Genomic DNA, 22610 nt, shown 5'->3' on the forward strand with positions numbered 1-22610 from the left:
AGTACAGTGTTTCATTAATTCATAGTAAATTCTGGCGTTGCTGAATAGAAGTATGAAATTAAAAATTCAGTATCTTGAAACTCTTACTCTCCGCGCCTTTGCGCCTCTGCGTGAGGTAGATTCATCCCCGGATTCAGCAACGCCTAAATTCTCTATAGACACACTCTGCGTTACTTTGCGCTAACTCTGCGTGCCTCTGCGTTTAAAAAATTAAAGAGGGCAGGCAGGATGCCTACCCTACACCAAGTTTACATTTATACAATAGTAGAATTCACTTTAGCTATCTTAAACTAACCAAAGTTACCATCCAAAGGAAATTCAACCACGACAGGAGACTGATTCCCATTTGATGGAGTAGTTTCAAGCTCGGTAACTGTGGATTGTGACTGCAAAGGCGATATCACCTCACCTGGCTTGGCTGTTTGATTCCACAAAATCATCGAAAGCAGCCCATCTACCAAACCATTGGTACTGCCATTATTGCCACCAACCAATACATCTGGAATTAGACGCACGTGGCGATCGCCTATAATTTGCATCATCTGCATTGCCGTATATCCTTGTGTGCCCAAGGCTTCCACACCAGAACGGTAGGCTTCTGCTTTCGCATTACCTGTAGCGCGGATGGCTTCAGCTTCGGCAATACTTTTCAGTCGCAAAGACTCAGCTTCTGCATTTGCTCTTAAACGAATCGCTTCGGCTTCACCAGTCATTTCTTTGACTTTGGCACTTGCCTTGAGTTCGGCAATTTTTACGCCTTGCTCCGATCGCACTGCCTCTTGCTGAATGTCTGCTTTTGCTTTGAGTTCAGCAATCATTACACCCTGCTCTGATTTCACCATGTCTTGCTGAATATCAGCCAAAGCTGTTTCCCGTACCAGTTGTTGTCTTTGGGTTTGCGCTTGCTGTTGCACCTCAAAAGTCTTGCGTTGTTCTTCGGCAATTTTTCGATCTGTCTGTGTTTGCATCAGTGTCGCTGGCGGTTGAATATCACCAATTAAGGTGTCAATTGCCTGCACGTCATAAGCTCGCAGTGCCGTTTTAATATACTCAGCAGCTTCTGCTTGTCGTTCGCTGCGGGCGCTTAAAAAGTCGAGTACGGTATAATCTTGGGCTGAGTTACGGAAATAGTTGCCAATCGTCGGTTCCAACACATGATCTACTAAATTCTGCATGGCACCAACACGGGAAATCACTTTGGGAGCATCCAAAGCACCGACGTGAATAATTTGGGCAACTTCTAAATCGAAAGCAAACCCATCTTTGGAACGTACCGTCAGAGAGCCTAGTTTTGCATCATAGTTGTGACGTTCGGTGCGACCAGACCAGTTTAAAACTATGTTAGTAGTTGGCACCAGTTCAATCTTCATCACGCGAGTATTAATTGGGTGTTTCCCTGGATACAAAGGTTCAACCCATACACCCTTATGTCCGGAATTGACTAAGTTACCGTGGGTGAAAGCCGCACCACTGACATCTTCATGGGCTTTACCAACAAAAGAAATCACCACACCTACATAACCAATGGGTATTTCTGTCATTGGCACTTGTTCAACCTGAACAAACCAAGGGTTCAAGTTCCAAGAACCAGAAAGCAGAATTTGCTCTTGCAAACCCCGCCGCCCGCCGCCATCGATAAATCTTTGCCCGCTTTGGAAGTTGTCGTGTCCGGGAATTATGGGGCCTGCTATTTCACCACCAGGAATGGGAAGCCCGTCTAAGGTTGTGACAATACCAACTTTATCGGAAGCAACATGATACACTCGCAGATGTTCTGGACTCATGCCTTGCTTGGTGGCATTCGCTACTGTAATTACTTTAAATAAAGCAGTGTTAATACGGTAAGTACCAGCTGTGAGAAAACCCATTTGCCGCCCTTTTTCCCCGCCATTGCTAAGGAATTTACGGGCATCTTGGAAATTGTCACACTCTACAATTTTGCCCATAATCCTTTCTGGCGGAATTGGTGCGCCATCTTCCGCTACCAGTAGAGCGATTTCACCTTGAGGAACAACGACTACTGACTCTTTTTTTACCGAGTATTGCCAAGGCCAATAGCCCCAATGCCAACCAGGAGCTAAAGTATCGGCTTGCAAACCAGCTTCGCCATCAAGGGCAATTAAGCGTCCAGCTGGAAGCCCACGCCCAGAAATAGCAAATTTTTTAACTACAATTCCAACTTCCCGTTCACCAATTACAACTAGTCCCCCAAAAAACAAGGGAAAAAAGATTACTAAACCGCCAACTACGACGATGGGGATAAGCCCCCAAGGCGAGATTTGTGCAAGTTGGAGGTGACTGGTAACACTTGGAGACTGAGCAATTGTTGGTTTTGGTTGCTGTAGTGGGATTGATGTTGAGGCGATGTGTTGTGTAGTAGTTTTTTCGATCGGGTTTGCACTGACAGAATTTATGCTACCAGCCAGTGCGGCAGTTGTGAGTACAGATGCTGCGAAACGGAATATTTTATTGTGCTTATTTTTGCTTGAGAAATTTTGTGAAGCTTTCATAATTTTTGCCCCTTTGGGCAACTAATCATATAGATTATTACTTCACCAAGATTTTCCCTATATTCTTAAACTTGTTCTAATTTTTAGAAAAGAAACGCCCGCAGGTTAGAAGCCTGGGGCTACAAGTACTAAGCCCATCGAACTGGGCTAAAATCCCTGAATTGTATAAAAAACTAGAGTCTCGATTTATACCATACCGCCAGCAGCTTGAAAGCGAGCGCGAGCGCGTTTGTAAGCTTGGGTGGCTTGAATTTGAGCTTGGCGATCGCCTTGAGCAACCTGATTTAGGCGGGTTTGTGCTTCGTTATAAGCAGTACGAGCTTCCTCAAGGTTAATAGAGTCGCCACGTTCAGCGCCATTGACGAGAATAGTGACTTCATCTTGTTCAACTTCGGCAAAACCGCCCAACAAAGCGATCGGTATCCACTGTTGATTTTTGCTGGGGCGTACTCGCATCACGCCTGTATCCAAGGCAGTTAACAGTGGTGCGTGTCCGCTAAGGATACCTAGTTGACCGGTAGTACTAGGTAAAATAACTTCTTCAGCTGAGGCATCCCAGATTGTTTTGTCTGGGGAAATTACACGAACAGTTAATGTCATTTGTCTTTCGTTCTGTGTCCTTTGTCATTTGCTAATGGCTATTAGCTATTAACTATTAGCTATTAGCCATTAACAATTAGCCATTAACCTTTGAGCTTTTCGGCTTTAGCGATCGCTTCATCGATGCTGCCAACCATGTAAAAGGCTTGCTCTGGTAGATCGTCCAACTCACCAGACAAAATCATCTTGAAGCCTTTGATGGTGTCTTCCAACTTCACATATTTACCAGGAGAACCGGTAAATACTTCTGCCACGAAGAAAGGTTGGGACAAGAAACGCTCAATTTTACGGGCACGAGCCACTGTTAAACGGTCTTCTTCAGACAACTCATCCAAACCAAGGATGGCGATGATGTCTTGCAGTTCTTTGTAACGCTGCAAAGTTGCTTGTACGGCACGAGCGGTGCTGTAGTGATCGTCACCAACAATGTTGGGTTGCAACATGGTGGAAGTAGAACCCAATGGATCTACAGCCGGATAAATACCCTTAGCAGCCAAACCACGAGAAAGTACGGTGGTTCCGTCCAAGTGGGCGAAGGTGGTTGCAGGTGCAGGATCGGTTAAGTCGTCCGCAGGTACGTATACAGCTTGAATCGAGGTAATAGAACCTTCGTTAGTAGAGGTGATGCGCTCTTGCAGTTCACCAACGTCTGTACCCAGAGTTGGCTGATATCCTACCGCAGAAGGCATCCGTCCCAACAACGCAGACACTTCTGAACCAGCTTGTACGAACCGGAAGATGTTGTCGATAAACAGCAGTACGTCTTGCTTGTTGACATCACGGAAGTATTCCGCCATCGTCAAACCAGACAAACCAACGCGCATTCTCGCACCAGGTGGTTCGTTCATCTGACCGTAAACCAGAGCAATCTTCGACTCGTTGAGGTTGTCGTTATTGATTACTCCAGATTCAATCATTTCGTTGTAAAGGTCATTACCTTCGCGGGTACGCTCACCCACTCCAGCAAAAACAGATACACCACCGTGTTCAGTAGCGATGTTGTTGATCAACTCCATCATGATCACGGTTTTGCCTACACCGGCACCGCCGAATAGACCAATCTTACCGCCACGACGATAGGGAGTTAGCAAGTCAACAACTTTAATCCCAGTCTCAAAAACGGAAGGCTTGGTTTCCAGTTCAGTGAGTTTAGGAGCAGGACGGTGGATGGGGAATTTTTCCTCAGCATCAACAGGCCCCCTGTTGTCTACAGGTTCGCCAAGGACGTTGAAAATCCGACCTAGCGTGACTTTACCAACAGGTACGCTAATCGGAGCGCCAGTATCAACGGCTTCCATGCCACGTACTAAGCCATCAGTGGAACTCATGGCAACAGCCCGTACTTGGTTGTCACCTAGCAGTTGCTGTACTTCGCAAGTAACCGAGACTTCCTGTCCGGCTTCGTTGGTGCCTTTAATGCTCAAAGCGTTGTAGATAGGTGGCATTTTCCCTCTGGGGAATTTGACGTCTACAACTGGACCAATGATTTGGGTAATGTAACCAATTTTTGTGTTTTCTGCAGTGGTGACCATGCTGAGTCTAGTGATTGAAGCTATATTTCAGATCGGGTCGTATAAGGCTTAAGAATTAAGCAATGTCATCTTCAAGAGTAGCACTGAACGACGCCACTATATCGGCAGAAATTTAATAGTTAAGCAATAGTTAAGTCTAAACCTTCAAAATGGTGCTCAAGTTTAGAATAAACATGATTGAGGCTACTATGCTATAGATGTAGACAAAAAATAGCCGTGTCCTTGCTAAAGAAGACACAGCATATTAGTTACAAGCTAACTCTAGGTTAATTTTGAGGCTTGCTCTGAAGCTGAATTTTGTTGTTGGCGTTTAGTAATGAGGCAGTTCGAACAGCACCTATAGCCAAAATACCCAATATATAATCAGGTTCGGGAACAGTTTGAGGAGGCTTGATTTGTTAGTTTAGGTTTATGATTAGCTGGCTGCCTGGCCTTTTCGACGACGAGATACAAACATTACTGCACCTGTTAATCCTAATCCCAACAACGCAGCTGGTTCAGGAACTGTAGTAAATGCCACACCAGTAAAACTTGCTGTGAGCTTTCCCTGCTCCAAGAGGGTTTTAGCATTGTTAAAGTTAATATTACTAGCGACAGAAAAATTTAAGTGTCCTTTCCCCGCAGTTTTATTCAGCGATCCAATTGCATCTGTAAAATAGCCTGTAAAATTCATTACTCCAGTTACACCATTATTGTTAGATAAGATAGGATTTTTTAAAGATTCCAAAACAAAGATATTTTTTTGGTCAGAGGTTGTATTGCTGCTGTCATTATATTTACCAAGATCCAAAAAGAGTGTATTAGCAAATAAAGGTGAACTAACGTCATATATTGTCGCTATATCAAATGCAGGATTGTCGGGATAGGCAGGGCCAAAAGTTCCTGTTTGCTCAGAAAGTACAAGATTCGCTGGTGAAGTTGGAGAAAATTTTAAAGAATTATTTGAAACTACAACTGAAGGCAAGGGAACACCAGTAGGAGTATAGTTAAAACCACCAGAAAAGGTGGCTGCTTCAGCAGAATTAGCAAAGGTAAAAACTCCAGCTGTGGTTAAGGGGAGCGCAGCAGCCAAACCAAGAGATGCTTGTAATATTTTTGATTTCATAGCAAACATTTTCATTTCAAATCCCTATTACAAATTACGAAAAGTATTTCAAGTACTCTACTCATGATTACCGATTAATTGAGTACCTATTGAACTTGTTCTTTCCATAGAATTACATAGAAATTTTTTCGGTACAATATTTGCATACGTGTCTTTATTGAATCTTTATTACCCGTATACTAGTTCTACGTATATTTGTCTCAATTTCTGAGGTTTAAATTCTAAGGGATAGCTAACCAATTCAAGATATTGGGCTAAGTTCAGTAGAATGATTCAAATTTTTCTAGAAAATATCTATATTATTTTTTAGGTAAAGTAAATTTTATACGGAAATAAAATATAGTTTTTTATTAAATTTATACCTAAGATTTTATAAATTTACCAAAAGTAGGGGCAAATAAATTAAACAAGAAAACTGAGTATCAGTACTGCCCAAATTAGAATTTTAGAATTATCGTGTTTTCAGCTACAGTTCCGTTCAACATAGATAAGCAAAAATTTAACTTAATATTTCATTTAACAATGCAGCTTTTTGAAGCACATCATGCTGCCGATTCATGAAACCTCGCATAATTGTTTGTGGTTTAGGACGAACTGGATATAAAGTCTTTCGTTTGCTGAGACAGCAGGGGGCGTTAGTTGTCGGCATTCATCACCAAGCGCTTCCTGGGGAACGAGCCGGAGATGTAATTGTCGGCGATCTACACGCAGCTAGTACCCTCAAAGCTGCTGGAATTCAACAAGCACACACTATAGTCATAGCTGGAGGCGATGATGCCCTAAATTTACGAATTATGATGCAAGCGCGGGTGCTTAATCCCCGGATTCGGATTATTAATCGCTTCTTTAACACTAGTTTGGGAGAGCGTTTGGATCATGCTGTACCAGAGCACTTAAGCATGAGTGTTGCCGGATTGGCAGCACCTGTATTTACTTTTGCAGCACTAGGAAGCCAAGCGATCGGGCAAATTAAGCTGTTTCAGCAAACTTGGCCGATTCATGAAGAGTATATTGATGAAAATCACCCGTGGCTGAATCGCAAAATCAGTGAGTTATGGGCCGATCGCACGCGGATGTTGATTTACTATATGCCAGCAGAAGGTGAAATGGATCTGGTTTCGGCACTGGTGTCTGGGCAAAAGTTACAGCTAGGCGATCGCTTAATTGTTGGTGCTCAACCGCGCGTTCGTTGTATCCGCAGATCGATGATTGCCAGATTGCTGAAAATCTTGACTAGTCTGCGGCACTTTCAAAAACACGCTGAAGCAGTTGTGGCAATGTCGATCGTGCTACTGGTAATTATTGCGATCGCTACAGTCATCTATACTTCTGCTGATGCAGCTGTTTCTGTTATTGACGCTTTATACTTTGCTGTCGGTATGATTACAGGAGCGGGTGGCAATGACAAAGTGGTAGAAAACGCTCCAAGTAGCATTAAATTATTTACTGTATTAATGATGCTAGTTGGTGCTGCGGTGATTGGTCTTTTTTATGCACTGCTCAATGATTTTGTCTTAGGCAGCCGTTTCAAACAATTTTTAGATGCAGCCCGGATTCCGCAACGCCATCATTATATCGTCTGTGGCTTGGGAGGAATCGGTATAAAAATTGTTCAACAACTCCACGCCAGCGGACATGATGTCATAGTCATAGAGCGTGACACCAACAATAGATTTGTGAATACGGCTCGCGGATTAGGCATTCCCGTTATGCATGGAGATGGTAGCTTTGCAGAAGTTCTTAAAGCGAGCAATTTAGAAAATGCTGCGGCACTCATTGCTGTTACCAACGATGATGCCACCAACCTGGAAATTGCCCTCAAAGCCAAAGCCTTGACACCAAAAGTACCAGTAATTGTCCATTATGCAGATCCGGATTTTGCCCGCATGGCACAACAGGTTTTTGACTTTGAGACAGTACTAAGCCCGGCTGAACTTGCCGCCCCAGCTTTTGCTGCTGCTGCTCTAGGGGGGCGTATCCTTGGTAATGGTATTACAGCGGATAGTCTATGGGTTGCTTTTGCAACATTAATTACACCTGCTCATCCCTTTTGCGGTCAAAGAGTCAGAGATGCAGCAATGTCTGCTGACTTTGTACCTTTATACTTGGAAACAAATAACCAAACTATTCACGGCTGGGATTTACTCGAAACTAGCCTCAGTGCTGGAGATATTTTGTATTTAAATATGCCAGCAAATCGTTTGCATCAGTTGTGGCGTTATACACCACCGCAGGTAATGGTAAGTTGAACAGAACTTGCGCACGAGTCTATAGAATAATAAACCGCAGAGAACGCAGGGAACACGGAGTCAAGAGGATTGTAGAGGGATTCTGCGTAAGTTCTATACTCATTAAGTGGAAGTTCATAGAGAATTAGTATAAGTCTAGATATCTAAACCTACCACTGTTAACTGCGGTGGATGTTCAACGGCAAACTGATAATATATCTCTTGTTTGGCTTGCGCAGGAATAGTAATATCCCATTCCAATCTTCCCATTTCTCCTAGTTGAATTTGCGGATTGCAACGAAGGAGGCGAACTTTAATTTGTTCGCTGCGGCTGACTGGTAATTGTTCTGTTAATTTCAGATCCACTTGTTGAGTCAGCAAGTTTGTAATTAACAACCGATATGCATAAATAATTTTAGAGTTATTACCAATCAATTTTTTATCTACTTGGCGCTCAATTAAATCGCGCTCTATTTTTAATCCTTCGTCAATACCCAAGTTAACTTTAAATTCTTGCCCTGGTGTAATATTTTCTAACTTAGTTGTACCGACAAAGATATTGTCGCGAAATATATTTGCTTTTCCTGGTAATAAGGTTGCCCCATTAGAGTTATTTTTGATATGAGCTTGTAAATAAGCAAAACTTACCAAGCGTGGCATTGCTACATAACTAAAGTGGCAAGGAAAATCATCCTGAAAAATTGTGGTTTTATGTGGTGTGCCATCACTGGGAATGTTACCGTTGCCATTTAGTTTAAAGTTGACGACGCTGCCTTCTTTGGTGACTTCTGCGACAACTGTTTCGGCTGCAATGAAATTTTCTTCTAGTAGTTCGTAGTCTTCTTCTTCAACAGCGTCGCTGGCAGGAGCAGCCGCAGTCATAGGTAACATAGGTGTTCTTCTTCTTCTCACTCTCCTTAATTCTGGGTTTGAGCGTGGTACGTCAATATACCAAGGTTCTAGTTTTGGAGGTAGTGTTCCCAATCCTGGTTTAGCAGTAGAAAGGGTAAGAGCAACACCAAGCCAATCTTCACCGCTATTTTGCGTTACTTCTGCCAGATAGCTTAGATTGACAATATTATTTGTACTACATAAGCGCAAATCGTATAGGGGAGTCCAACTGGCACGATGAACGATGTAGGATACCTCTAGCTCAAATTCGCCCTCACCCTCAGGCTCGATCGCTACGCTCAAACTATAAGTTTCTTTGGGGTGGGGTGTTTTCACTGTTTGCAACTGCTGGCGAAGGCTTTGTAATTGCTGCTCTAATTCTTTTTGCCTATTTTTACACTCAGTTGTGGAAATACCATATTCTGTGTATTGACTTCCCAAAAAGTTGAGAAAATCCAATGTTTCGCTGAAGCTAAGATTTTTTCGCGCCAGGCTGATTGAAAATTGCTCCTCTGTTTTCTCACGCAAGCCCTGGATAAAGCTAGACTGCAATGCTAAAGCATCGATTTGCGCTTGCAGATGCTGCCATTCTGCTTCTAATTGCTGGATTTGCTGAGTTAGGTGGGCAACTTTTGCTGCCACTGGTTCTGTGGAGAAGATGCGATCGCATCTAGCTTCAAGCAAGCGCACTGGAATTTCGCCTTTGCCACTCACCCTGACTGATTCTGTTTCTGTCGTGTCTGGCAGTGGAGCAATTACTAATTCTGTTTCTTGTCCTGTTAAGGATACTACACCCCGTCGTGTCACCAAAGCTTTGTCAGAATAAACGGTTACAGCTACAATCTGGCTTGCTACTATTGTTTGCACAGATGGCATCTCTGGGTTAACCACTGCCAGTTTCCCCCTTATTTTTGATGTTATGCAGGTTAATTTTTAATGTTTACAGGTCTATAGGTCAAGCAATTTGATGTTAGGAACAAATCAATTAAAATTTTTAATTTTTAATTTTTAATTTTTAATTTCTCACCTCTAGCCCATTAGAGAGGGTAAAGTAAAAAGTCGCTCCCCGATCTACTGCGGCTTCCGCCCAAATTTGTCCTCCGTGTTTTTGCACAATTCGCTGTACAGAAGCAAGCCCTATACCTGTACCTGAAAATTCTTTTTGAGAATGCATTCGCTGAAAAGGACGAAATAGTTTTTGAGCATAAGTCATGTTAAAACCCGCACCATTATCCCGGACATAAAATTTGGGCAAACTTTCAGATTCCAAAACAGCACCAAACTCAATTTTCGCCCCTTGGCGTTTAGAAGTATACTTCCAAGCATTAGATAACAAGTTTTCCAGCACCACACGCAGCAAAATGGAATCGCCATATACTACCAATCCTTCCTGAATTGTAGTTTCGACTTGGCGGTTAGGCTCGTTAGCTTTAAGATTTGCTAAAGTTTCTTGAGCAATTTTGCTCAGATTTACTGCCTGTGATTGAATTTCGGTTTGTGAGAGCTTGTGCAATGACAGCATATGCTCAATTTGTGCGTTCATGCGATCGCTGGCAATACACAAGCGGTTGAGGAAAAGCTTGGCTCGCTCATCAAGTTGGTTACCATATTCACTCAACAACAGCGAACTATAACCATCGATCGCACTCAGTGGCGATCGCAAATCGTGAGAAAGGGTATAGGCAAACGCCTCTAATTCTTGGTTGGCTGCTTCCAATTGGGCGGTGCGATCGCGTACTCTTTTTTCTAGCTCTTTGTAAACTTGGACGTTTTCTATTGCTACTGAGGTGGTATCGGCTAAGGCTTGAATCAAACTTATTTCTTCGGCAGTGGCAAGGTGCGGCGTAGCCCAATAGTTACCAATTGCCCCGATTGGTGCTTCTTTCCGAATTGGCACCATTACCAAGCTCTTGATAAAAGTGGGCTGATAAGCTTCATAAGGAATGCGTTTATCTCCATACACATCCTCTATGATTACTTGCTGCTTGTGCTCCATACACCAGCCACCAATGCAGAGATTAACAGGAAAACGCCGTCCTTTCCACAATGGCTGTATGGCGTCTTCATCGGCGTAGAAAGTCATATCTCCCTCACGTAGCACGAAGGTAGCTCCGTCAGCACCAGTCAGTTCTCTGGCGGCTACGCGCACAATTGCCGTAATTTCATCTAAGCTACGTGCTAAAGAAAGTTCCTGAACTACCTTAACCAGTCTTTCCATGGCCTGGTTATGGCGCTCTAGACGAGTTTCTGAAAGATTTTGGATTGTACCACCTGCAATTGCCCGACGAGCGATCGGTACAAGTCGCCACAACTGATTTTTACTAATGCAGTCTACAACACCTTCATTTAAGTAAGTAGCGCTTTCTTCTGGATTTGTATTTGCAGAAACCAAGATAAAAGGTATATCAGGACACTTTTTTTTGGCTATTTCAAAGGCGGCGTGTCCAGTAAACTCAGGGACACTACTATCAGACAAAATCAAATCAAAACTATTTACATCAAGGGCAGCAAGATACTCAGAAACTGAATTTACCACCAATGTTTCACATACCAAACCATCCTTAGCGAGGATTAGCTGAATAAGTTCGGCGTCCATTGGGTCATCTTCCAGGTGAAGAATGCGTAGTCTATTCATGACTCTTCTCAAAAGTAATTTTTATGAAAAATTTCCTCGAAAATATAGATATTTAATACCAAAAAAATTATTTACTGAGATAAAACACTCTTTTATTACTAGCAAATATTGCGCCTAATTTATTTAAGTACTACAATAATCTAAACTTTAAACTTTAACTATATATAATCAAGAGATTCCCAGATGAGCGATGTACAAAAATTCTCCTCAAAACACGAGATTTCTGCTTATTTCGCTTCTAAGTTGTGCACTATGCTGCAATATTAGAATTTAGGGTTAAACAGTGGAATTATGTCAATTTTCAGTAATTTTCGGACGAATAATAGGTATCAATTAATAAATATTTTTTCACATTAACTGTTTTTTTATTATGACCGATCCATTACCTATCTATAAGAGGTTGCTTGTAAAGAAAAGTTTAATTTTAATACTTTTTAGCACTTAACTGGTTATAGTGCGCTCTCACATATTAAATTTTTACCAAAAGAAATATCTGAGCAAAGTCAACAAAAGTGCGTTTACAAAAGCCAGAATATTGATAGATTCTTAATTCTGTATTCTGACTTCTGTATGTGTGGGTTCTGAATCCTGTTAACAAACAAGCCCCCAGCCTCTTCATATCTCAAATTTCTAACCTCAAATCTCAAAAAATTAGCATTTTAACTGCTTTCGTGATGTCGTTCGCAACTAATAGAAGCGGTTTGCTCTGCAATCTGCTTGGCTGCATCCATCAGATACTCAAAATAGGTACGAGCAACAATGGATAGTTGTTTGCCAGAGGGATAAACCATATACCAATCTCGTTTAATTGGAAAGTGTTCTACATCCAAAATAGTTAAGTCTCCCGTATCTGGTAATAAGGTATGGCGAGATAAAATAGAAATTCCCAATCCACCTGCTATCGCTTGCTTAATCGCCTCATTGCTCCCCAACTCTAACTTGACATTTACTGTCACTCCATGTTCATCAAATAATTTTTGCACGGCGCGACGTGTTCCCGAACCAGGTTCCCGCATAATAAAAGGTTCGTTAGCAAGACGTTGGATGGAGATATTTTTTTCATTTGCCAAGACGTGATTAATTGGTGCTAAAACTACTAGGGGATTTTCGAGAAATTGCTGGTAGCTTACATCTAAATGTTCTGGAACTTGGCTCATAATATACAAGTCGTCCATATTGTTTGTCATTCGTTCCAGAATACCCTCGTGATTTGTAACTTGTAGAGAGATTTCAATGCCTGGGTAAAGTTGGCAAAAGGGCCCTAACAAACGTGGTATAAAGTATTTTGCTGTTGTAATCACTGCCAAGCGCAATTGACCTTGTTTTAGCCCTTTTAAATCTGCCACTTTCATTTCAAACTTGGCTATAGTCTCGAAAATCTGGCGACAGGTGGCGTATAATTCTCGTCCTGCCTCTGTGAGATACAGACGCTTGCCTACTTGTTCAAATAATGGTAATCCTACCGATTTTGTCAGTTGTTTGATCTGCATAGAAACGGTAGGTTGAGTAAGAAAAAGTTCTTCGGCAGCACGAGTAAAACTACCGTGACGTGCGGCTGCCTCAAACACCTTCAACTGGTGCAGTGTTGCTTGGTTCAATGCTAGTTCTCCTCTTTAATGGCAACTTACCAGGATATAGCGGTTCTTAATTTGCCTCCAAGATTGTTTAATCCGAAACCACCTTTTTCCCTTTTAACAAGTGTAGGTTGTTATTTCACGCCTACTAATAGCTGTCTGAATCGCTCAAAACTGATACAGTACTTTACTTCCCGCCTTGAATAAAGCAAAGAAGTGAAAAATTTTGATTTTGTTAGCAGGAGGAATAATTGCCCTCCCTTACAACAAGGGAGGATGAAAGAGAAAGTGGCATATATTGCTAGAAAACCATAACCGCTATAAATCTAGTATCACAGAATACTTGTCACTCCTACAGGGCGACTTGTACAAAAGTTATGAATCCTAGATATAGATATTTATTTATGATTGTCATTGAAATTTGGGTCTTTTGTTTATATACCTGACAAGCTATGATCAAAACAACAAGCAAAGCGTAAGATGCCTTCCAGCCAACGTTGCACACCTTGAAGGTGTTTTTGGGGATAGTAACCGACGTTGTACTAACCTCGTCATCACGGGTGTGTACAACGTTTTTTTCGGTCTCAAATTTTTAGGATTCTTCTGTAATTTTTGCAGGTAATATAGATAAATCTGGCAATTCTACTAATTCAGTTTCGGCTACTGGTTGTTTGATATTTAAAGGGAACCTCAATGGTTGACGCTCTTCTATCCAGCAACTTGCTACTGGCAAGGTTTGTTCTAATTCATCCAATGGTCGAGGAATGACCATTACGGCGTTTAACTCTCCAATGCGTTCTGCTTCATACATCCCAGCTTCTACTGCTACCGCAACATTTGCCACGGAACCACGAATAATGGCTGTACACAATCCTGCACCAATTTTTTCATACGCTGCTAATTGGACATCAGCCGCTTTGAGCATTGCGTCAGCAGCTCCTACCATGGCGGGAAAACCTCGCGTTTCTACCAAGCCTACTGCTTGATTGCTTAAACGGCTGTAATTGCCATCTTCAGCAAAATTACTGAGACGAGTAGTGATAGGAAGTACTACATCTAGGTTGGGAAAAGGTCGGGGAATTACCAGGCTAGAAACATACTGATCGAATTGTTTAGCAGTCTGTTCACCAGATTCTACCGCTAGACGTACATCAGCAATGTTACCCCGGATGATAGCAGTACAATGACCGCCACCTATTTTTTCATAACCAATCAGGTGAACTCCCGCTGATTTGAGCATCATGTCTGCTGTACCAACGATCGCAGGAAAACTGCGGGTTGATACTAATCCCAAAGCACTATCCCCAAAGTTATCTCGACGACGGGATGTCTGGGCAGTGCTAATAGATCGTTGATTGTATGCGTCCATGTGAATTCTCCGGGGTTCTCAAAGGAAGGATGAAAGTGAGGATGAAGTCTTAAAGTAAAAATACTTCATACTTTTTGCTTTCTGCTTCCTGCTACAGGTGACAACTTACAATTAACACTTACTCAGACGAATCGTCAGAGTTGGGTTTATTCAAGGACTGCCTATGGGGAAATAATGTAATTAACAGTTGTTGAATGCTCCCTTGTCCATAGATGTGAGTACCGATAGCAGTAGATTCAGTACTAGGCTCTTGTTTATGCTGGTTTTGGGGTTCTGGTTGTTGTGCGATCGGATCTGGATTAGGTGTGTTGATGGCAGGTTTAGGAGAATTTTCTTTCCCATTTGCCAAATTACCTACATCTGTTTCATCTGATGCTGTAGTTGTAGAAGTGGAATTGCTCTGGGAAGATGTTGATGGTTGTGTAGTATCAGTGGCGGTAGTTAAGTCAGAGATTTGGCGACTAGTATCTCCCAAAACTGAACCAGGAGCAACTACCTGTCCCGGTTCTACGGAACAATTGAAAATCGTTGTTGCTGAACCAATACAAGCATTTGCGCCGATTTTGCCTTTCCCAACCATCAAAAAGCCGGCTCCCAAGTTTGCTCCCGTTTCTACTTCTAAGGTTCCTTCATGGACTTTGAGGATTGACCCCATACCAATACAAACCCCTGAACCAATAATGATTTTGCTGTTTGGAGCCGCTTGGAGTATCACTCCAGGTGCAAGAACTGCACTTGGATGAATAATAACCTCGCCACTGATGTAAGCATCAAAGTTATGACTCAGGCGCAGTGGCGGCACAGACATGGAAATTTTAACCTCGGAAGCCGGAATAAATGTAAGTGATGAAAAGGTTACAGGTGAATCCAGCACCGTGCGGGAGTTCCCCCCGTTGTAGACGCCGGGAGGGCGGCTTCCCGTAAGGGTGGTGACTGGCGTAGACGCCGGGAGGGCGGCTTCTCGTAGAGTACCCCAAGGGTTATAGGTTATGGGTTGATTGGTTAAATTTTCCTGTACCCTGTACCCTGTCCCTGTCCCCTTCCTACGGACGTTGAATAATCGTTTCTAATACTCGGCGTTTACCTTTCGGATCGATACCGATTAAGCGCACGTATTCTCCTTGATATTCAGCAAGGTATGCTTCTAATGCTGCGATCGCATCTCTAAGGCTAGTAGCTTGAATTTGTCCGCAGCTACTCCACGAACCCATCCGAAAGCGTCTTTGATCTACGTGTTCGGCGCTAACTTTATATCCACTAGCCAAAAGTTGCTGTAGTTGTTCCACCACTTCAGAATTTAATTTGGTACTAGTGGCAGATGCAGTAGCTGTTGCAGAGGTAGAAGCACTAGTACTAGCAAAAGATGACTTTTGAGTGCCAGATCCAGAAACCGGGCCATTGGGACGTTGGATAATTGCTTCCAGAACGCGACGTTTAGCTTTTGGATCGATACCAATCAAGCGTACATACTCGCCTTGGTGGTTAACCATACAATCCTCTAATGCTGCTACCACATCATTAGCAGAATGGGAATCAATTGGCTTGCAGCTTTGCCACGAACCGGTGCGGAAGCGCCGCTCATCTACGTGTTCCGTACCAATCTTATAACCACCTGCTAGCAATTGACGGACTTGGTCTACTGTTTCAGCACTGAGTTTGCTGCTGCCATTACCATAACCATTGCCGTTGTAGCTACTGCCATTGCTGCCATAGCTAGAACTGGTGGGAGCTTTAAAGGAAGTAGGTGCTTTGACAGCGCCATCTGGACGTTGAATAATGTTCTCCAGCACACGCCGCTTGTTTTTGTCAATACCAAACAGGCGGACATATTCACCAGCATGATCTGCCAAACAAGTTTCCAACGCTGAGATTGCTTCACCCAAGGATCTACCTTCAATGGGCTTACAACTAGTCCAAGAACCAGTGCGGAAGCGCCGCGCGTCTACATGTTCTGTACCGATTTTATATCCTTGCTCCAACAGATAGCGCAATTGCTCTACTGTTTCTGCACCTAAGCTACTGCTAGACACCTCACTGCTCCTTTCTAATCCATTAACGGCTGTACTTGTATAAGATTGCTCTAATTCGTTACGAATGGTTCTAATACATTTGCTATCAGCAGCACATAAATATCCTGCTCGTAGTGCCTGGTTAATACCAACCACATGATGGGCAAATTGCTTATCCTCTGTTTGCACATCTGGCAAGCGATCGGCTTGCTGCTGAGTAGTAATGATGGCTCCCGAAGGCACGTATTTGCCTGGAGGTATTTCTACATCTTGAATTAAAGCGTGCATCATCACGATGCACCCTGCTCCAACTCTGGCATTGAAGACTGTAGAGCGAAAACCAATAAAACAGTCATCGCCTATGTAACAAGGGCCGTGAATTAGAGCCATATGGGTAATACAGCTATTGCTCCCAACCCAGACAGAGTATTCTTGTTGATCGTCGCCGATGATACGGCCTTTCTCCAAGCCATGAATTACTACACCGTCTTGAATATTGGTATTTTCACCAATAAAAAATGGCGTTCCTTCGTCTGCCCGAATTGAGGTACCTGGTGCAACGATGACGTTCGCTTCTATCTTTACATCCCCAATTACGTGCGAAAAAGAATGCACAAAAGCTGATGGATCGATTCTTGGTTCAGCTAAATTCTTTGACCACGGGGTTGGGGGAGCCGCCTCCGCGATACTGCGGACTGCCATTGCGAGATTCCTCCTCTATTGTCAGTTGTCAGTTATTCAGTTATCAGTTATCAGCCTGTTTACTGTTAACTGATTACTGTTCACTGAACTTATCGATATTGATTTTTTTTGCTATAAATCAGGCGATCTTCAACGTGAACTGTATCAATAATCGCCACTACTGCTGCATCTATCGGACGCTGTTCATTGCCAAGAATTTGACGAGCGGCACTGCCACGACTGACAAGTACCCATTCATCCACTCCTGCACCAACAATATCGGCAGCCACTTCGTATTCTGACAGAATACGTCCTTCTTCATCTACTAATTGCAGCAACAGTAGTTTGACACCTCTAAGGCTTGGATCTTTTTGAGTGCTAACTACTGTGCCGCGCACTTTGGCAATTTGCATTACACTTTACGGTCTTCTACCGAAAGGACGAATCGCATTAACGTTTTCACGGAACTGTTCTACGTCTTCGGTATAACGAATAGGCAGAACGTATTCTAAGTTTTCGTGAGGACGAGCAATGATATGAGTAGACATCACTTGCCCGCCATTGACTCGCTTGACTGATTCAACTCCTGCTGCTACGGAAGCTTGTACTTCCGAAACATCACCCCGTACAATCACTGTGACACGACCGCTACCGATTTTTTCATAGCCTACTAAGGTAACACGAGCAGCTTTTACCATCGCGTCAGCAGCTTCCACTACTGCGGGGAAGCCAAGCGTTTCTACCATTCCTACTGCAATTGACATAATTTTTATTTCCTAAGAAGCTTCCAACAAACGAACCAACGAACACAAACAAAGCTAGCTACAAGAAGGCAACCCCGTGAATGAATTTTTTGATGTTAAAGTCTGCCTAAGTGCGGAACTGCTCCACAGCTTCGGTGTAACGAATAGGCAAGACGTATTCTAGGTTTTCGTGAGGGCGAGCAATAATGTGAGTAGATACCACTTCACCACCATTGACTCTTCTAGCTGCTTCAATTCCTGCCGCTACTGAAGCTTGCACTTCAGAAACGTCTCCACGAACAATTACTGTCACCCTAGCACTACCGATTTTTTCGTAACCCACTAAGGTAACACGAGCGGCTTTCACCATAGCATCAGCAGCTTCCACTACTGCCGGAAAACCTTTTGTTTCAATCATCCCAACTGCAATAGGCATCGCAGATCTCCTAAACTAACGTTAATGCGACAAGTACTCTTTTGTTGAAAATTTTGACGGGGGTGCTCATCTTGAGCTAATTAACTGTTCTCAAATTAAGCATAGGAAAGCTTGGTGCCCCTGACAATATAAATTAGTATAATAGTTTATAATAAAATAGTTTAAAAAACTTAATAATATTTTATTAGCTGCATTTTGCTCAACCAATCTTCATGGATTCCTAGAGCAGCTACTTCTGCTTTATAATTTTTTTATTACATTACACTCAAACAGGTTCATACAGATACAAATTTTATCTTTCAGGGAATGGCAGATTACCTAAAAGTAAGGCAGTTGCCCTTCCTCAGCGTTTGTTATTTGTATAGAGCATCCATTAAAAACAAATATAAGTTTTGTTTATAGGTAATATTAATTGCTGTTTTCATGCTAGAAACTTCAAGCCGTTCAAGGAACGGTAGCATAGAAAGAGTAAACATCTATTTAGGAACAAGATGATGATTTTTTCTATATTCTCCGTGGAAAAGTGAAATAATGCTACTTAAACAAGACCGACAACTAAAAACATCTAATTTGAATTTATTAAGTTCATTTAGTAAAGAAAAGAAATACAAGCTGAGACGTCAAGGGCAAATTAAATGAACCAATTTCTGTTCTCAACAACTTGGTGGATACCGTTTTATAGCTTATTAGGAGCATTGCTAACTTTACCTTGGGCAATGGGAATAGTTCGGCGCACAGGCCCAAGACCCGCAGCTTATTTTAATGTATTGACAACGATTTTAGGTTTTGTTCATAGCTTATTTGTCTTTAAACATATTTGGGATAGAGGGCAAGAAAATTTTGTTGTCACCTGGTTTAGTGCTGCGGATTTAAAAGTAACCTTTGCTTTGGAAATTTCACCAGTAAGTGTTGGAGCAACAGTTTTAATTGCAGGATTAAGTTTATTAGCCCAGATTTATGCTTTGGGTTACATGGAAAAGGATTGGGCATTAGCTCGATTCTTTGCCTTGATGGGATTTTTTGAAGCAGCACTGAGTGGTTTAGCGATCAGTGATTCCTTGTTTCTCAGCTACGCTTTGCTAGAAATGCTGACGCTTTCTACTTACTTGCTAGTAGGATTTTGGTATGCCCAACCGTTGGTAGTAACAGCAGCACGAGATGCTTTTTTAACTAAGCGTGTAGGCGACTTGCTGCTGTTGATGGGAGTGGTAACCCTTTCGACCAAAGCAGGCAGTTTGAATTTTTCAGATTTGTATGAGTGGGCGCAAACAGCACAGTTAAGTCCTTTAACATCAAGTTTGTTAGGGTTAGCATTAATTGCTGGGCCTGCGGGTAAATGCGCTCAATTTCCCTTACATTTGTGGTTAGATGAAGCGATGGAAGGGCCTAATCCAGCCTCTGTGATGCGAAACTCAATGGTAGTGGCTGGAGGAGCATATGTGCTCTACAAATTGCAGCCAATTTTAGCGCTGTCGCCGATCGCTCTAGATGCTTTGGTCATAATTGGTACAGTAACGGCAATTGGCGCTTCTTTGGTATCGATCGCCCAAACTGATATCAAGCGTGCTTTATCTCATTCCACCAGTGCATACATGGGGCTGGTTTTTTTGGCAGTGGGCTTGCAGCAAGGGGGAGTAGCCCTGATTTTGCTGTTTACCCATGCGATCGCCAAAGCGCTGTTATTTATGAGCGCAGGTTCAGTGATATACACCACGACTTCTCAAGATTTAACAGAAATGGGTGGTTTGTGGTCGCGAATGCCAGCAACTACCTCTGCTTTTGTTGTCGGTGCAGCCGGGATGGTATCGCTGTTGCCTCTAGGAAGCTTTTGGGCAATGCTATCTTGGGCTGATGGCTTAGTTGTAGTTAATCCTTGGGTATTGTGGGTATTGGTGCTTGTCAATGGTTTGACAGCATTGAATTTGACGCGGGTGTTTCGATTGGTATTTTGGGGTGAACCGCAGCAGAAAACCCGTCGTGCTCCAGAAGTTCACTGGCCAATGGCATTGCCAATGGTATCTTTGACAGTGATGACTTTGTTAGTACCTGTGATGTTGCAGCAGTGGTATTTGCTGCCAACTTGGGGAAGTGTCAATTGGTTTGTAGTGTCGATATTAGTTTTATCTACTTTATCAGGAGTAGCGATCGGCTCTACAATTTACTTACACAAAGCTTGGTCGCGTTCGAGAGTCTTGGTTTGGAGATTTTTCCAAGATTTGTTGGGATATGACTTTTACATCGATCAAATTTATCGGGTGACAGTAGTTAGTGCTGTTGGGCTGCTTTCTAAAATTTCAGCTTGGAGCGATCGCTATCTAGTAGATGGTTTGGTTAACTTAGTTGGTTTTGCAACTATGTTCAGCGGGCAAAGTTTGAAATATAGTATTTCTGGTCAATCTCAAGGTTACCTGCTAACCATACTCGTAGGCATTAGTATCTTAGGTTTCTTTATTAGCTGGTCATTAGGTTTGTTGGAAAATTTGCCTTTTTAGAGTTTAGGGGTTAGAGGCTAGGGGCTAGAAGAGGACACGGGGACAATGAGAGATGGGGAAGATGGGGTAGCTGGGGTAGCTGGAGGAGTAAACGTGAATAACGATTCTCCCCTTTCTCCACGGCAGTTGCTACAAGTCTCTTAACCCGCAAGGGCGCACTGCCTCCCCTGCTGCACCTCTCCCCTTGCTCTCTTCTTCCCTCTCCTGCTCCTGGTGCTTCTTTCCTAGTCCCTAGTCCCTAATCCCTAGTCCCTAGTCCCTAATCCCTAGTCCCTAGTCCCTTATATGCTCAGTGCTTTGATTTTGCTGCCGCTGTTAGGTGCGGCTTTGATCAGTGTCTTACCTTCTGGTGTTGCCAAACTACCTCGTCGTGTGGCTTTGGTATTTGCCAGCCTCGCATTTTTATGGAATATTGTTTTAACCACTAAGTTTGACCCAACAGTCACAAGTCAACAATTCAGGGAATTCTTACCTTGGATAGATGCATTGGGTTTGAATTACCATTTGGGAATAGATGGTTTGTCTTTGCCGTTACTGCTGCTAAATGGACTGTTGACTTGTGTAGCCATCTATAGCAGTGATGAAGACTTACAAAGACCTCGATTTTATTACTCTTTACTCCTGTTGTTAAGCGCAGGCGTCACAGGCGCATTTCTAGCACAGGATTTACTGCTGTTCTTCCTGTTTTATGAACTGGAATTGATTCCCCTTTATTTACTGATTGCCATTTGGGGTGGTGAGCGGCGGGGGTATGCAGCGACGAAGTTTTTGATTTATACTGCCGTTTCCGGAATTTTGATTTTAGCAAGCTTCCTGGGTGTAGTGTGGTTGAGTGGTGCTCCTAGCTTTGCGATGGAGACGCTAAATACTTCTGCTCTGCCTTTAGCGACACAATTTGTACTGCTGGTAGGAATTTTAATTGGTTTTGGCATCAAGATTCCTTTAGTTCCCTTCCATACCTGGTTACCAGATGCTCACGTAGAAGCTTCTACGCCTATTTCAGTATTGTTGGCTGGGGTATTGTTAAAGCTGGGAACTTACGGCTTAATTCGCTTTGGTTTGTACTTGTTGCCAGAAGCTTGGAGTTATGTAGCTCCTACTTTGGCAACTTGGGCAGTGGTGAGCGTGCTTTATGGTGCCTCCTGTGCGATCGCCCAAAAAGACATGAAAAAAATGGTGGCATACAGTTCCATTGGGCATATGGGCTTTGTACTGATTGCTGCAGCTGCTGCTACTCCTTTAAGTATTTTGGCAACAGTCATGCAAATGATCAGCCACGGTTTAATTTCCGCGCTGCTATTTTTGCTAGTAGGAATTGTGTATAAAAAAGCCGGAAGTCGCGATTTAGATGTACTCCGGGGGCTGTTTAACCCAGAAAGAGGTATGCCTGTCATCGGCAGCTTGATGGTGCTAGGTGTGATGGCTAGCGCAGGTATACCGGGAATGTTCGGATTTATTGCGGAATTTGTGGTTTTTCGCAGTAGTTTTGCTGTTTATCCTGTACAAACTTTGTTGTGCATGATTGGTACTGGTTTAACAGCCGTTTACTTCTTGATATTGATGAATCGTGCCTTTTTTGGACGCTTGTCTGCCCAAGTGGTAAACTTGCCACGAGTTTATTGGAGCGATCGCGCTCCCGCGATTGTTTTAGCTGTGTTGATTGTAGTTTTCGGTATCCAACCAAATTGGTTAATACGTTGGACGGAAGCAACAACTACAGCAATGGTGGATACTCAAAATGTTGTTGCCAATGTTTCTTTGGTAAAGGCAAAAAGTACAAATTAAAAGTAGGTAGAGGCGCGATA

General features: G+C 42.8%; 16 protein-coding genes. 3 read left to right on the plus strand and 13 right to left on the minus strand.

The genetic code is table 11. The features are described 5' to 3' along the window. Positions 1-290 precede the first annotated feature (290 nt). From UYC_RS0127320 to UYC_RS0127335, 4 genes are all read right to left on the minus strand, one after another. The gene (locus UYC_RS0127320; protein ID WP_016874107.1) at positions 291-2510 is read right to left on the minus strand and encodes an SPFH domain-containing protein; all 2220 of its coding nucleotides are present in this window, start codon (positions 2508-2510) and stop codon (positions 291-293) included. Between the two features lie 186 nt (positions 2511-2696). Next, positions 2697-3110, minus strand: coding sequence for an ATP synthase F1 subunit epsilon (gene atpC / locus UYC_RS0127325; RefSeq protein ID WP_016874106.1), 414 nt, complete (start codon positions 3108-3110; stop codon positions 2697-2699). An 83-nt stretch (positions 3111-3193) separates the two neighbouring features. Beyond that, positions 3194-4642: a F0F1 ATP synthase subunit beta gene (gene atpD / locus UYC_RS0127330; RefSeq protein WP_016874105.1), complete on the minus strand. Its 1449-nt coding sequence runs from the start codon at positions 4640-4642 to the stop codon at positions 3194-3196. 415 nt (positions 4643-5057) lie between these two features. After that, positions 5058-5747 carry a PEP-CTERM sorting domain-containing protein gene (locus UYC_RS0127335; RefSeq protein WP_235082923.1) on the minus strand — a complete coding sequence of 230 codons (690 nt, stop codon included), beginning with the start codon at positions 5745-5747 and terminating at the stop codon, positions 5058-5060. 557 nt (positions 5748-6304) lie between these two features. Here UYC_RS0127335 and UYC_RS0127340 point away from each other — a divergent pair. Continuing rightward, entirely contained in the window at positions 6305-7996 is a 1692-nt protein-coding gene (locus tag UYC_RS0127340; protein WP_016874103.1) for a potassium channel family protein, read from the plus strand. Between the two features lie 135 nt (positions 7997-8131). Here UYC_RS0127340 and UYC_RS0127345 read toward each other — a convergent pair whose 3' ends face one another. From UYC_RS0127345 to UYC_RS0127385, 9 genes are all read right to left on the minus strand, one after another. Then, positions 8132-9757 carry a mucoidy inhibitor MuiA family protein gene (locus UYC_RS0127345; protein ID WP_026087420.1) on the minus strand — a complete coding sequence of 542 codons (1626 nt, stop codon included), beginning with the start codon at positions 9755-9757 and terminating at the stop codon, positions 8132-8134. Between the two features lie 124 nt (positions 9758-9881). Then, positions 9882-11501 carry an ATP-binding protein gene (locus tag UYC_RS0127350; protein WP_016879737.1) on the minus strand — a complete coding sequence of 540 codons (1620 nt, stop codon included), beginning with the start codon at positions 11499-11501 and terminating at the stop codon, positions 9882-9884. A gap of 659 nt (positions 11502-12160) precedes the next feature. Beyond that, positions 12161-13099, minus strand: a complete 939-nt coding sequence (locus tag UYC_RS0127355; protein WP_016874100.1) for a LysR family transcriptional regulator — start codon at positions 13097-13099, stop codon at positions 12161-12163. Between the two features lie 568 nt (positions 13100-13667). After that, positions 13668-14444, minus strand: coding sequence for a beta-carboxysome assembly protein CcmO (locus tag UYC_RS0127360; RefSeq protein WP_016874099.1), 777 nt, complete (start codon positions 14442-14444; stop codon positions 13668-13670). Positions 14445-14562: 118 nt separating this feature from the next. Next, positions 14563-15252 (minus strand): beta-carboxysome scaffolding protein CcmN, encoded by a 690-nt coding sequence (locus UYC_RS0127365; protein WP_016874098.1) that lies wholly within the window; start codon positions 15250-15252, stop codon positions 14563-14565. Positions 15253-15487: 235 nt separating this feature from the next. Next, positions 15488-17155, minus strand: a complete 1668-nt coding sequence (locus UYC_RS0127370) for a beta-carboxysome scaffolding protein CcmM (protein ID WP_016874097.1) — start codon at positions 17153-17155, stop codon at positions 15488-15490. 89 nt (positions 17156-17244) lie between these two features. Continuing rightward, the gene (locus UYC_RS0127375) at positions 17245-17547 is read right to left on the minus strand and encodes a beta-carboxysome shell vertex protein CcmL (protein ID WP_016874096.1); all 303 of its coding nucleotides are present in this window, start codon (positions 17545-17547) and stop codon (positions 17245-17247) included. Between the two features lie 6 nt (positions 17548-17553). Then, positions 17554-17898: a carbon dioxide-concentrating mechanism protein CcmK gene (locus tag UYC_RS0127380; protein ID WP_016874095.1), complete on the minus strand. Its 345-nt coding sequence runs from the start codon at positions 17896-17898 to the stop codon at positions 17554-17556. Positions 17899-18004: 106 nt separating this feature from the next. Beyond that, the gene (locus tag UYC_RS0127385) at positions 18005-18313 is read right to left on the minus strand and encodes a carbon dioxide-concentrating mechanism protein CcmK (RefSeq protein ID WP_010995042.1); all 309 of its coding nucleotides are present in this window, start codon (positions 18311-18313) and stop codon (positions 18005-18007) included. Between the two features lie 635 nt (positions 18314-18948). Here UYC_RS0127385 and UYC_RS0127390 point away from each other — a divergent pair. Together UYC_RS0127390 and UYC_RS0127395 are read left to right on the plus strand one after the other, a co-directional pair. Further along, complete coding sequence (locus UYC_RS0127390; RefSeq protein WP_016874094.1) at positions 18949-20805, plus strand: NAD(P)H-quinone oxidoreductase subunit F; 1857 nt, start codon at positions 18949-18951, stop codon at positions 20803-20805. Between the two features lie 285 nt (positions 20806-21090). Next, on the plus strand, positions 21091-22590 hold the full coding sequence (locus UYC_RS0127395) for an NADH-quinone oxidoreductase subunit M (RefSeq protein WP_016874093.1): 1500 nt from the start codon (positions 21091-21093) through the stop codon (positions 22588-22590). Positions 22591-22610 lie beyond the last annotated feature (20 nt).

This window comes from Chlorogloeopsis fritschii PCC 6912 (assembly GCF_000317285.1).
Classification (GTDB): Bacteria; Cyanobacteriota; Cyanobacteriia; order Cyanobacteriales; family Nostocaceae; genus Chlorogloeopsis; species Chlorogloeopsis fritschii.